At 68.4% G+C, this 12845-nt stretch carries 11 protein-coding genes; 5 read left to right on the top strand and 6 right to left on the bottom strand.

Going from position 1 to position 12845, the window contains the following annotated elements:
- Window positions 1-17: 17 nt before the first annotated feature.
- The gene (locus MKD38_RS08450; RefSeq protein ID WP_252675791.1) at window positions 18-902 is read right to left on the bottom strand and encodes a polyprenyl synthetase family protein; all 885 of its coding nucleotides are present in this window, start codon (window positions 900-902) and stop codon (window positions 18-20) included.
- A complete protein-coding gene (locus MKD38_RS08445) occupies window positions 899-1204 on the bottom strand; it encodes an exodeoxyribonuclease VII small subunit (RefSeq protein ID WP_115704138.1) in 306 nt (101 codons plus the stop codon). Before MKD38_RS08445 ends, MKD38_RS08450 begins: the two co-directional genes overlap by 4 nt.
- Before the next feature lie 376 nt (window positions 1205-1580).
- On the opposite strand from MKD38_RS08445, the gene MKD38_RS08440 reads away from it, so the two are divergent.
- The 3 genes from MKD38_RS08440 (at window position 1581) to MKD38_RS08430 (ending at window position 4714) form a co-directional block, all read left to right on the top strand.
- Complete coding sequence (locus MKD38_RS08440; RefSeq protein ID WP_252675789.1) at window positions 1581-2684, top strand: aromatic ring-hydroxylating oxygenase subunit alpha; 1104 nt, start codon at window positions 1581-1583, stop codon at window positions 2682-2684.
- A gap of 175 nt (window positions 2685-2859) precedes the next feature.
- Window positions 2860-3783, top strand: a complete 924-nt coding sequence (locus tag MKD38_RS08435) for a DMT family transporter (RefSeq protein WP_116312884.1) — start codon at window positions 2860-2862, stop codon at window positions 3781-3783.
- A 55-nt stretch (window positions 3784-3838) separates the two neighbouring features.
- Window positions 3839-4714, top strand: coding sequence for a sulfurtransferase (locus MKD38_RS08430; RefSeq protein WP_252675787.1), 876 nt, complete (start codon window positions 3839-3841; stop codon window positions 4712-4714).
- 5 nt (window positions 4715-4719) lie between these two features.
- Here the strand turns inward: MKD38_RS08430 and MKD38_RS08425 are convergent, their stop codons facing one another.
- The 4 genes from MKD38_RS08425 to polA form a co-directional block, all read right to left on the bottom strand.
- Complete coding sequence (locus MKD38_RS08425; protein WP_252675962.1) at window positions 4720-5622, bottom strand: ZIP family metal transporter; 903 nt, start codon at window positions 5620-5622, stop codon at window positions 4720-4722.
- A 119-nt stretch (window positions 5623-5741) separates the two neighbouring features.
- Complete coding sequence (locus tag MKD38_RS08420) at window positions 5742-6620, bottom strand: dienelactone hydrolase family protein (protein ID WP_252675786.1); 879 nt, start codon at window positions 6618-6620, stop codon at window positions 5742-5744.
- Window positions 6621-6753: 133 nt separating this feature from the next.
- Window positions 6754-8079, bottom strand: coding sequence for an NAD(P)/FAD-dependent oxidoreductase (locus MKD38_RS08415; RefSeq protein ID WP_252675784.1), 1326 nt, complete (start codon window positions 8077-8079; stop codon window positions 6754-6756).
- Window positions 8080-8280: 201 nt separating this feature from the next.
- Window positions 8281-11100 carry a DNA polymerase I gene (gene polA, locus MKD38_RS08410; RefSeq protein ID WP_252675782.1) on the bottom strand — a complete coding sequence of 940 codons (2820 nt, stop codon included), beginning with the start codon at window positions 11098-11100 and terminating at the stop codon, window positions 8281-8283.
- A gap of 4 nt (window positions 11101-11104) precedes the next feature.
- Between polA and MKD38_RS08405 the strand changes: the two genes are divergently transcribed.
- Window positions 11105-12052 (top strand): LOG family protein, encoded by a 948-nt coding sequence (locus MKD38_RS08405; protein ID WP_252675780.1) that lies wholly within the window; start codon window positions 11105-11107, stop codon window positions 12050-12052.
- A 230-nt stretch (window positions 12053-12282) separates the two neighbouring features.
- Window positions 12283-12717, top strand: coding sequence for a hypothetical protein (locus tag MKD38_RS08400; RefSeq protein WP_252675778.1), 435 nt, complete (start codon window positions 12283-12285; stop codon window positions 12715-12717).
- The last annotated feature ends 128 nt before the right edge of the window (window positions 12718-12845 follow it).

Genomic DNA, 12845 nt, shown 5'->3' with positions numbered 1-12845 from the left:
GTTCGGCCGGCTCTAGTTTAATGCGTGCGCAGCACGATCAGGTCCGCCAGGTCGCGCAGGCGCGCTGCGCGCGCGCCGAAGCCGGCCAGCGCCTCGTACGCCTCGGCACGCAGCGACCCGGCCAGTTCGCGGGCCGCGTCCAGCCCCAGCAGCGACACGTAGGTGGGCTTGTCGTGGGCGGCGTCCTTGCCGGCGGTCTTGCCCAGCGTCGCGGTATCCGCGGTGACGTCCAGAATATCGTCTACGACCTGGAACGCCAATCCCACCGCCGCCGCGTAGCGGTCCAGCGCGGCCAGGCCCTGAGCATCGATCTCGCCACACAGCGCGCCCATGCGCACGCTGGCGCGCAGCAGCGCGCCGGTCTTCATGCGGTGCATGGCTTCGAGCGCGTCGCGCGTCATGGCCCGGCCCACGTTCTGCAGGTCGATCGCCTGGCCGCCGGCCATGCCGGCCGAGCCCGACGCCCGCGCCAGTTCCGCCACCAGCTGCAGCCGCACCGCGGGCGCGATCGGCCCGGCTTCCGCCAGCACGACGAAGGCCTGGGTCTGCAGCGCATCGCCTACCAGCAGCGCGGTGGCCTCGTCATAGGCCTTGTGCACGGTCGGGCGGCCGCGGCGCAGGTCGTCGTCGTCCATGCACGGCATGTCGTCGTGGACCAGCGAATAGGCGTGGATCATCTCTACCGCGCAGGCGGCCGCGTCGCAGGCCGCCGGCGCCGCGCCGCTGACTTCGCCGGCGGCATGGACCAGCAGCGGACGCACGCGCTTGCCGCCACCCAGCGCAGCATAGCGCATCGCTTCATGCAGCGTATGCGGCACCGTGCCGGCGTCGGGCAGCGCGGCCTGCAGGGCAGCCTCGGTGCGCACGCCCTGCGCCTGCATCCATTGTGCGAAGTCGCTCATGCCTCGTCCGTCTCCTGTGCGCCATTGGCACCGTTGCCTTCGCCCGCCAGCGGCCTGAGCGCGTCGCCCTCCAGTACCCGCACCTGCTGTTCGACCCGCTCCAGCTTCTGCTGGCAGTAGCGCACCAGCTCGGCGCCGCGGCGGTACGCCGCCAGCGAGGCCTCGAGCGGCAGTTCGCCGCTCTCCATGCTGGCCACCAGCGTTTCCAGTTCGGCCATCGCCGCCTCGTAGGAGGCGGGCGGCGCCGAGGCGGCGTCGGCGGTGTTGTCGGTCTGGACCGGAGCGGTCGTGGTTTTTGGCATATCAGGCCCTGGAATCTGGAACCCGGGGGAAACCCGGATGGGGAAGCCCGGATTTTACGCCAAAGCGCGGCCATGACCCCATCTTGCAGGGGGATACCGTGCCCCGATCGGGTGCTTCCGATACGGAAGTGACTTGTGCGCTCGGGTCGTCTTTCCGAATGCGCCCGCTACGGCACCCAGAAGACGACCCGGGTCGACTTTTTCGCTAAAAAGGCAAAAAAATCAGTCCCTTAACTTTTCGGGTCGGGTACAATCTTCCGTTCGCCGCCAGGGGTTGCCAGCGCATCCCGCCGGGCGGCAGTCTTTCCCAAATCGATTCCATTTTCGATGGTTGGGTTGTTCACTGCTTTCACCTGTTCATCTGGGAGTGGGGATAATGTCCAATCTCAGCACCGCGCTCAACCTGGCGCCGGCTGATTCGCAACTGCCCGTCGGCGTCTACTTCGACGAAGCGCTGCATCAACAAGAACTCGAACTGCTGTTCAGCAATGGCCCGGGCTATGTCGGCCACGAACTGATGGTCCCGGAAACCGGCGACTACCACACGCTCAAGGCCGAGGACGAAGGCCGCATGCTGGTGCGCAACGCCGCCGGCGTCGAGCTGATGTCCAACGTCTGCCGCCATCGCCAGGCCATCATGCTGAACGGCCGCGGCAACCAGCAGAACATCGTCTGCCCCCTGCACCGCTGGACCTACGACCTCAAGGGCGAACTGCTGGGCGCGCCGCATTTCGACAAGCAGCCCTGCCTGCACCTGAAGCGCTCGCCGCTGCAGAACTGGAACGGCCTGCTGTTCGAGGGCCCGCGCGACGTGCGCGCCGACCTGGCGCGGCTGGGCGTGGCGCAGGACCTGAACTTCGACGGCTACATGCTCGACCACGTCGAGGTGCACGAGTGCGACTACAACTGGAAGACCTTCATCGAGGTCTACCTCGAGGACTACCATGTGGTGCCGTTCCACCCGGGGCTGGGCAGCTTCGTCTCGTGCGACGACCTGAAGTGGGAGTTCGGCGAATGGCACAGCGTGCAGACCGTCGGCCTGCACGCCGGCCTGAAGCGCCCCGGCAGCCCGACGTACCAGAAATGGCATGACGCGGTGCTGCGCTTCAATAACGGCGTGCTGCCCCAGCACGGCGCGATCTGGCTCACCTACTACCCCAACATCATGGTGGAGTGGTACCCGAACGTGCTGGTGATCTCGACGCTGCATCCGATCGGCCCGCGCAAGACCCGCAATGTGGTGGAGTTCTACTACCCCGAGGAGATCGCGCTGTTCGAGCGCGAGTTCGTCGAGGCCGAGCGCGCCGCCTACATGGAAACCTGCATCGAGGACGACGAAATCGCCGAGCGCATGGATGCCGGCCGGCTGGCGCTGCTCAAGCGCGGCACCAGCGAGGTCGGCCCGTACCAGTCGCCGATGGAAGACGGCATGCAGCACTTCCATGAGTGGTACCGCCGCGCCATGGCCTACGCGGGCTAGTGCGATCAGCGCACAACGCAACCTGAAACGGACCGCTACGGCGGTCCGTTTTGCTTTGGCAGGCGATGTGCGCTGCTAGAATCATTGTCCGGCGCGATCGACGCGGAGCCGCAGAGCCCCGCTCGTGCGCCGGCCTTCTCTCCTTCGCTCCTGCCCGCTTCACCGCGCCCTCGCCATGCAATCGCTCTGGATGCTGTTCGCCGCCTTCGCCTTTTCGCTGATGGGGGTTGGCGTCAAGCTGGCGTCCGACCTGTACACCACCGGCGAGATCGTGTTCTACCGCGGCCTGATCAGCGTGGTGATCATGTGGGTGCTGCTGTCCTCGCGCGGGGTCTCGGTGCGCACCCCCTACATGCTGTCGCATATCAAGCGCAGCGTGTTCGGCGTGACCTCGCTGATGCTGTGGTTCACCTCGATCTCGCTGCTGCCGCTGGCCACCGCGATGACGCTGAACTACATGTCGCCGGTGTGGATCGCGCTGATCCTGGGCGCCAGCGCGGCGCTGGCCGGCACCGGCGGCAACGCCGACCGCCGGCTGGTGCTGGCCATCCTGCTGTCGTTTGCCGGCGTGATCTGCCTGCTGCAGCCGTCGGTGGGCAAGGACCAGCTGACCGGCGGCCTGGTCGGGCTGATCTCGGGCATGTTTACCGCATTGGCCTATGTCGAGGTGCGCCAGCTCGGCCAGCTGGGCGAGCCCGAAGGCCGCATCGTGTTCTATTTCTCGCTGGTCGGCATGATCGCCGGGCTGGTGTGGATGCTGCTGGGCGGCACCAGCCCGCATACGTGGTACGGCGCCGGCCTGCTGCTGGCGATCGGCATCCTGGCCACACTGGGCCAGACCGCGATGACGCGCGCCTACAAGCGCGGCAACACCCTGCTGACCGCCAACCTGCAGTACGCCGGCATCGTCTTCTCCAGCGTGTGGGGCATGCTGATCTGGTCCGACCGCCTGAACTGGCTGTCGTGGCTGGGCATGGGGCTGATCATCGCCAGCGGCATCGCCACCACGCTGATGCGCGCGCGCCAGGGCACCGACGCCAAGCCCACGCCCGCCACGCCGGTCAAGTCGCCGGAGGCGGAAGTGCACCCTGAGGTGTAGCATTCGGTAAGCCCGACCGCTCCGGATTTCTTTCTCCGCTCGCTACAGGATTCCCATGCAGAAACCGCTGATTTCCGTCACCGCACTGCAGTCTCTGCTGGCCGGCCCCGGCCGCTGCGTCGTGATCGACTGCAGCTTCGACCTGGCCGACCCCGCCGCCGGCCGCGAAGCCTACCGCACCGGCCACCTGCCCGGCGCCTTCTACCTGCACCTGGACAACGAGCTGTCCGGTCCCAAGACCGGCCGCAACGGCCGCCATCCGCTGCCGGACGCCGACGACCTGGTCGCGCGCCTGCAGGCACTCGGCATCGACGACGACACCCCGGTGGTCGCCTACGACGCCCAGGGCGGCATGTTCGCCGCGCGGCTGTGGTGGCTGCTGCGCTGGATCGGCCACGATGCCGTGGCCGTGCTCGACGGCGGCAAGGACGCCTGGGTCAAGGCCGGCCTGCCGCTGGAGCACGACGCCGCGGCAGAGCCCGAGGTGCCGGGCACGATCCGCCGCGGCAAGTCGCTGGTGCCGACCGTCGATGCGGACGTACTGGTCGACAATCTCGGCCAGGGCCGGCTGCTGGTGGTCGATGCGCGCGCGCCCGACCGCTTCCGGGGCGAGAACGAGACGCTGGACCCGGTCGGCGGCCATATCCCGGGCGCGGTCAACCGCTTCTTCAAGGACAACCTGGATGCGGAAGGCCGCTTCAAGCCGGCCGCGACCCTGCGCGCGGAATTCGGCGCGGTGCTGGGCACGCACGCCGCCGCGCAGGCGGTGATGCAGTGCGGCTCGGGTGTGACGGCCTGCCACAACCTGCTGGCGCTGGAAGCCGCCGGCCTGGGCGGCGCGGCGCTGTATCCGGGGTCGTGGAGCGAATGGTGCGCCGACCCGGCGCGCCCGGTTGCTACCGGGGCCACCGGGGCCACCGGGGCGGCCTGATCCGGCTAGCGTGACGACGCGACGGGCGCGGCGTGGCTGTGGCCGTCGTGGCCGTGAGCGCCGTGGCTGTGGCTGTGGCTCTCGTGCACGCCGTTGGTGATGAACACGATGGCCGTGATCCCCGCCGCCACCAGCACCACCTGGATCGCCGATTCGCGCCAGCGCGGCTTGCGCTGCATCTGCGGCATCAGGTCGCTGACGGCGATATAGATAAAGCTGCTGGCCGCGATCACCAGCACGTAGGGGATCCACCCGCTCAACTGGTCGAGCAGGAAGTACCCGACCACCCCGCCGGCGATCGCCGCCAGGCTCGACAGCAGGTTGAAGGCAAAGGCGCGCGCCTTGGAGAAGCCGGCGTTGAGCAGCACGATAAAGTCGCCCACCTCCTGCGGGATCTCGTGCGCCGCGATCGCCAGCGCGGTGACCACGCCGATATGCGGGTCGGCCAGGAAGGCCGCCGCGATCACGATGCCGTCGGCAAAGTTGTGGAAGGTGTCGCCGACCAGGATGGTCAGGCCGCTGCGGCCCGCTTCCTCGCGGTCATGGCCGTGGTGGTGGTGGTGCCCGTCGCCCTCGTGATGGTGCGAATGGCGCAGCAGCGAGAGCTTTTCCAGCAGGAAGAATCCCAGCAGCCCGGCCAGCAAGGTGCCGAACAGCGCGCGCGGATCGGCGCCGGACTCGAACGCCTCGGGCAGCGAATGCAGCAGCGCAGTGGCCAGCAGCACGCCCACCGAGAAGCTCACCATGCGCTCGACCACGCGGGACGCCACCGTCAGCGACAGCAGCGCCGCACCGAAGATGCTGCCCACGCCCGAGATCGTGGCGGCGAGCAGGATATACAAAAGCGTCGAATGGATGATGGGCTCCCGGGGTGGCGGTGCCGGGCGGCCCCGCCGTTCCGCCCGCATCGCGCCGGGCGGCAAACGCAACAATGTTGCAATAACTCAAAGGCCGCATTGTACGTATCCGCCGGGACTTTGCAATCCTTGCCGTCGGCCGGCCCCACGGGCGGGAGCCGCTTGCCAGGTCAGGCGACGCCGTACTGCCTGAACCAGTCCAGGCACTTCTGCCAGCCGTCCCTGGCATCGGCCTCGCGGTAGCTGGGCCGGTAGTCCGCATGGAAGGCGTGGCCGGACTCGGGATAGACGATAAAGCGCGAGCGCTTGGCGTCCGGGTCGGACGACGACGCCAGCGCGGCCTTCATCCGGTCCACCTGCTCGAGCGGGATGCCGGTGTCCTTGCCGCCGTACAAGCCGAGCACCGGCGCATGGAGCTGGCCGACCAGGTCGATGGGATTCTTTGGCTTGATCGGTGTCGGCTCGGGCGCCAGCTGGCCGTACCAGGCCACGCCGGCCTTCAGGCGCTGGCTGTGCGCGGCGTAAAGCCAGGTTATGCGGCCGCCCCAGCAGAATCCGGTGATGGCCAGGCGCGAGACGTCGCCGCCGTTGGCGCCGGCCCAGGTCACGGCGGCATCGAGGTCGCCCATCACCTGCGCGTCGGGCACCTTGGCGATCACCTGGCGCTGCAGCTCCTGGATCGTGCCGAAGCTCTGCGGATCGCCCTGGCGCGCAAACAGCTCGGGCGCGATCGCCAGGTAGCCCTGCTTGGCAAAGCGCCGGCACACGTCGGCGATATGCTCGTGCACGCCGAAGATCTCACTGATCACCAGTACCACCGGCAGGTTTTTCTTGCCTTCCGGCTGGGCACGGTAGGCCGGCATGCTGAAGCCGCCCGACGGGATGGTGACCTCGCCCGCGTTCAGCCCGGCAAAGTCGGTCTTGATCGCCTGCTGGGCCATCACCGGCAAGGCCGCGGCCGCAAAGGCGGAACCCAGCGCGGTCTTGACGAAACCGCGGCGATCGAAGGTCTGGCCGGGGACCAGGCTGTCCACTTCTGGTTTGAGCATGCTTGTCTCCAGGATCGTTGGTGGCTGGGCCGCCACGCGGCGCCCGCGCCCGATTTTAAGCAGACATGGAGAAAACATGGCGGCGCAGGCCCGCCGGCGCCCCCACCCACAAGCGGGGGGCCCGGGGCATGTGTCAGTGCAGCTTGACGCGCGGACTGGTCTTGCTGCGCAGCCAGTGCGAGACGGTGTCCAGCGCCATCCCGACCGCGCCGTGCAGCGCCATCACGTGCATCCGGTACAGCGAGGTGTACATGAAGCGCGCCATCAGCCCCTCGATAAACATCGAGCCGCCGATCAGCCCGCCCATCAGGCTCCCCACCGCGCTGAAATGCCCCAGCGACACCAGCGAGCCGAAGTCCTTGAAGGCAAACTGCGGCAGCGGCCGCCCCGCCAGCCGCGCGCACAGCGCCTGGTAGAGGAAGGTGGCCTGCTGGTGCGCGGCCTGCGCGCGCGGCGGCACCGAGGTCTGCTTCTCGGGCCACGGGCAGCTGGCGCAATCGCCGAAGGCGAAGATGTCGGGGTCGCCCTCGCTCTGCAGCGTCGGACCGACCACGAGCTGGCCCTGGCGGCTGACCGGCAGGCCCAGGCTGGCCAGCACCGCGGGCGCGGTGATGCCGGCGGCCCACACCGTCAGGTCGGCATCGATGGTCTTGCCGCTGGCGGTCAGCACGGCCTGCGGCGTGACTTCGGTCACGCGCTCGCTGGTAAAGACGTCGACATCCAGCTTCCGGAGCAGCTTGGCGGTCTCGGCCGAGACCCGCTCGGACAGCGCCGGCAGGATGCGCGGGCCGGCCTCGATCACGTGGATGCGCACGTCGCGGCGCGGATCGAGCCGGTGCAGGCCATAGGCGCTGAGCACATGCGCGGTGTTGCGCAGCTCCGCCGACAGCTCGACGCCGGTGGCGCCGGCGCCGATGATGGCCACGTCCACGCGCGGCTGGCCGTCATCGCCAATCCGGCCGCGTCCGTTCTGGGCCCGCACGCAGGCCGCGATCAGCCGCTTGCGGAAGCGCTCGGCCTGGGCCACGGTGTCCAGCGCAATGGCATGCTCGGCGGCGCCCGGCACGCCGAAGAAATGCGTGACGCAGCCGATCGCCAGCACCAGCGTGTCATACGGCAGTTCGCGCGCGGGCAGCAGTTCGGCGCCGTCCTGGTCAACGCAGGCCGACACCGAGATGGTCTTGCGGATGCGGTCGATGCCGGTCAGTTCGCCCTGCTGGAACTCGAAATGATGCCAGCGCGCCTGCGCCGCGTATTCCAGCTGGTGGGTGTTGGGATCCATGCTGCCGGCGGCGACTTCATGCAGCAGCGGTTTCCAGATATGGGTGGGCAGACGGTCCACCAGCACCACCTGCGCCGCGCCCTTGCGGCCGAGCTTGTCGCCCAGCCTGGTTACCAGTTCCAGCCCCCCTGCTCCGCCGCCAACGACGACGATGCGGTGCGTCCTTGTTTCTGTCATGGTCTACCTGCTGCGTTTTTGTAAATTTTTTGCCTGAGGCGCTTACTGAGGCGGTTACTGAGGCGTTTGCCACAGTCTGCTGCATTGCAGCATGACTGGCAAGCGCCGCACGCTGACTCAGCAGTCGCTTCATTCGATACCACCACGCAGGGGCGGCGCGCCGGCCGGGACGCCGGCTCGCCAGGGAGGCCCGGGGCAGCCTCAGTGTGCTTCTTCCCAGTTGGCGCCGCTGCCGACTTCGGCCACCAGCGGCACGCGCAGCTCGGCCACCGTGCACATCAGCTCAGGCAGGCGCGCCTTGACCAGTTCCAGCTCGTGCTCGGGCACTTCCAGCACCAGTTCATCGTGCACCTGCATGATCTGGCGCGTCTGCAGGCCGTCGCGCTCCAGCCAGTCCTGCACCGCGATCATCGCCAGCTTGATCAGGTCGGCCGCGGTGCCCTGCATCGGCGCATTGATGGCTGCACGCTCGGCGGCCTGGCGGCGCGGGCCGCTGCCGCCGTTGATATCGGGCAGCCACAGCCGCCGGCCGAACACGGTCTCGACATAACCCTGCTCGCGCGCGGTCTGGCGCGTCTCTTCCATATAGTGGGCCACGCCCGGGTAGCGCATGAAGTAGCGGTCGATATAGTGCTTGGCGGCCTCGCGCTCGATGCCCAGGTTGCTGGCCAGCCCGAACGCGCTCATGCCGTAGATCAGGCCGAAGTTGATCACCTTGGCGTAGCGGCGCTGCTCGCTGCTGACGGCGTCGCGCTCGACGCCGAAGATCTCGGCGGCGGTGGCGCGGTGGATGTCCTCGCCGTTGGCAAAGGCGCGCAGCAGGTTCTCGTCGCCCGAGATATGGGCCATGATGCGCAGCTCGATCTGCGAATAGTCGGCCGACACGATCACGCTGCCCGGCTCGGCGATAAAGGCCTCGCGGATGCGGCGGCCTTCCTCGGTGCGCACCGGGATGTTCTGCAGGTTGGGCTCGGTCGACGCCAGCCGCCCGGTCACCGCGGTGGCCTGGCCGTAGCTGGTGTGCACGCGCCCGGTCCGCGGGTTGACCATCTTCGGCAGCTTGTCGGTGTAGGTGGACTTGAGCTTGGACAGGCCGCGGTAGTCCAGCAGCAGCTTGGGCAGCGGGTAGTCCTCGGCCAGCTTCTGCAGCACCTCTTCGTCGGTCGACGGCGCGCCGCTGGCGGTCTTCTTCACCACCGGCAGCTTCATCTGGTTGAACAGGATCTCGCCGATCTGCTTGGGCGAACCCAGGTTGAACGGCTGGCCCGCGACCTCGTAGGCCGACTGCTCCAGCGCCAGCATGCGCTGGCCCAGCTCGGCGCTCTGCGCGGCCAGGCGTTCGGCGTCGATCAGCACGCCGTTGCGCTCGACCTTCTGCAGCACCACCGAGACCGGCATCTCGATCTCTTCATAGACCCGGCGCAGCCCCGCCGCGGCCTCGACCTGCGGGAACATCCTGCGATGCAGGCGCAGGGTCACGTCGGCGTCCTCCGCCGCGTATTCGGTGGCGCGGGCCAGGTCGATCTGGTCGAAGCCGATCTGGCTCGCGCCCTTGCCGCACACCTCTTCGTAGGTGATGGCCTTCAGGCTCAGCAGGCGCTCGGCCAGGCTGTCCATGCCGTGGTTGCGGTGCGACGCCAGCACGTAGCTCTGCAGCATGGTGTCGTGTGCAATGCCGCGCAGCCTGATGCCGTGGTTGGCGAACACATGGACGTCGTACTTCAGGTTCTGGCCGAGCTTGGGCCGGCCGGCATCTTCAAGCCAGGCGCGCATGCGCTCCAGCACGAACTCGCGCGCAAGCTGGCCGTGCTCGGGCAGGCCGGCCACGTCAGGGCCGCGGTGCGCCACCGGGATATAGCAGGCCTCGCCCGGCGAGGCCGACAGCGAGATGCCGACCAGCTGCGCCTGCATCGGATCGAGCGAGGTGGTCTCGGTATCGATCGCCACCAGCGGCGCCGACTCGATGCGCCGCAGCCAGTCTTCCAGCATGCCCGGGGTGGTGACGGTCTCGTAGCGGATCTCGGTGGGCGCCGCGTCCTCGGCCGGCGCCGCGCCGGCGTCCGCCGATGGTGCCGGCGCATCGAACAGGCCGCCCTGCACGGGCGCGCTGGCCGCGGCGCGGGCGCGGGCCTGGGCGCGCGCATCGGGCAGGCTTTCGCCGGTGGCCTCGCGCAGCCAGGTCTTGAAGCCATAGCGCTGGAAGAACGCCACCAGCTGTTCCTTGTCCTCGCCGGTCTCGCGCAGCGCGTGGAAATCCGCAACCGACTTGCTCAGGTCGCAGTCGGTCTTGACCGTCACCAGGCGGCGCGCCATCGGCAGCCATTCCAGCGTGTTGCGCAGGCTCTCGCCCACCACGCCCTTGATGCCGGGCGCGGCCGCGATCACGCCGTCGAGCGAGCCATGCTCGGCCAGCCATTTGACCGCGGTCTTGGGGCCGACCTTGGGCACGCCCGGCACGTTGTCGACGGCATCGCCAATGAGCGACAGATAGTCGATGATGCGCTCCGGCGGCACGCCGAACTTGGCCACCACGCCGGGAGGATCGAGCACCTCGCCGCTCATGGTATTGACCAGCGTGACCTGCTCGTTGACCAGTTGCGCCAGGTCCTTGTCGCCGGTGGACACCACCGTGCGCACGCCCTGCTCCATGGCCTGGCGCGACAATGTGCCGATCACGTCGTCGGCCTCGACGCCGTCGACCACCACGATCGGCCAGCCCAGCGCGCGCACGGCCTCGTGGATCGGCTCGATCTGGCGCGCCAGGTCTTCCGGCATCGACGGGCGGTGCTCCTTGTAGGCCGGGTACAGGTCGTCGCGGAAGGTCTTGCCCTTCGCGTCGAACACGCAAGCGGTATACTCTGCCGGGTAGTCGTTGCGCAACTTGCGCAGCATGTTGATCATGCCGTAGATTGCCCCTGTGGGCAGACCCTCCCCATTCCTCAGGTCCGGCAAAGCGTGATAAGCGCGATACAGATAGCTCGATCCATCGACGAGCAAGAGTGTTTTTGGACTATCCGACATTCCCATGGACTCAAAATTGACTGGTGCCGCTGCAGGCGGTGCCTCGACCGCCCCCCTTGCTGACCCGGATGTTGCTGATATCTCCGGCGATACCGTACAACCCCCGCCGGAGGCTGCCGCCGAGCACGCCGCGGCCATTGCCGCTGCGGCCGATGCGGCCGCCGCGGGCAATCCACCAGAAGTTGCTGCGGAAAAGGCTGCGGCGGCGGCGGCGCGCGCCAATCCGCGCAAGATGATCCCCAGCCTGCGTGCGCTGGCCGACGAAGACCGCGCGACCGCAAAGAAGGCGCGCGCCTCGTGGCAAATGTTCACGATTATGGCAGAGTTCATCGAGGCCACCGAGTACCTGTCCGAGATCCGCCCGGCGGTGTCGATCTACGGCAGCGCGCGCCTGCGCGAGGACTCCCCCTACTACCAGCGCACCATCGAGATCGCGCGGCTGTTCTCCGACGCGGGCTTTGCCGTGATCTCCGGCGGCGGCCCCGGCATCATGGAAGCGGCCAACAAGGGCGCGCACGCCGGCAAGTCCGCCAGCGTCGGCCTGAACATCGAACTGCCGCACGAGCAGCAGGGCAATCCGTACCAGGACATTGCCATGCGCTTCCGCCACTTCTTCACCCGCAAGGTCACCTTCGTCAAGAACTCGGACGCCTTTATCGTGATGCCGGGCGGCTTCGGCACGCTCGACGAACTGGCCGAGGTGCTGACGCTGGTGCAGACCGGCAAGTCGCGCTCGGTGCCGGTGATCATGTTCGGCAGCCGCTTCTGGAAGGGCCTGCTGGACTGGTTCCGCTTCACGCTGCTGCCGATGGGCCTGATCGCCGAGCACGACCTGGACCTGATGAAGATCGTCGACGAGCCGCACGAAGTGCTGGAAGCGGTCTACGACTATTACGAGCAGCGCGGCGGCGACAAGCCGATCCCGCCGAAGGAAGAAATGTTCTACCTGTAAGGCCGGGTTCTCCGCGGACGCGGGCTCGCCGGAGCGCCGCGGCCACGCATGCGCCACCCGGCGCCGTGGCGCAGGTGCCCCGCGGGGCACGGCGGCGGCCTCTGCGGGACAGGAATTGCTAGAATGGAACCTGTCCGTCTGCCAAGCCCGGCGCCGCCGGGTTGCAGTCCAACCGCCGCATGCCGCGGCGCTGCGTGCCGCTTGCGCCGCAGCCCGCACAGGAGCACCTGATGACCTCCCCTTGTCCCGTCCGCCCGGTCCGGTCCACGCGCGCAGCCGCCGCGGCCGGCGAGCCTGAATCGCCTGCCAGGCGGCCCGTGTCCGGCCGGGCCGCGGCAGTGGCCGCGGCACTGGCGCTGGCGTCCGGCTGGGCCGTGGCGCAGGAAAGCAATGCGCTGACCCAGCAGGAACTGAACCAGATCAACAACCAGCCGATCGCCCCGGCCGCCAGGTCGCAGCTGAACCAGCCGCGCGAGCCGAGCTTCCAGCTGAACGAACGCGATGGCACCCAGGTGCGCGAGTACCGCGACAAGGGACGCGCCACCGACATCCAGGTCCGGTCGGGCTTCGGCACCAGGTACGAGATGAGCAAGCCGGAAGACAGCTCGCCCAAGATCCGCGAGCACGACGTCAACCGCGTGCCTTCGGTCAACCTGAAGTTCTGAACCCGCTTGCCCACGGCCTGGCCTGAACGCCAGGCCGCGCCGGCCCTCCGGCAGTCATGCCGCGGCGGCGGGCCGGACTTTGTCCGGAACCGGCGCCCGCCACTTTCCGATTCGCATCACACAACGAG

The sequence above is a fragment of the Cupriavidus sp. WGlv3 genome (genome assembly GCF_023952475.1).
GTDB lineage: Bacteria > Pseudomonadota > Gammaproteobacteria > Burkholderiales > Burkholderiaceae > Cupriavidus > Cupriavidus phytorum.
The sequence above is the reverse complement of the archived record's forward strand: the minus strand, read 5'-3'. Positions and strand labels throughout refer to the sequence as shown.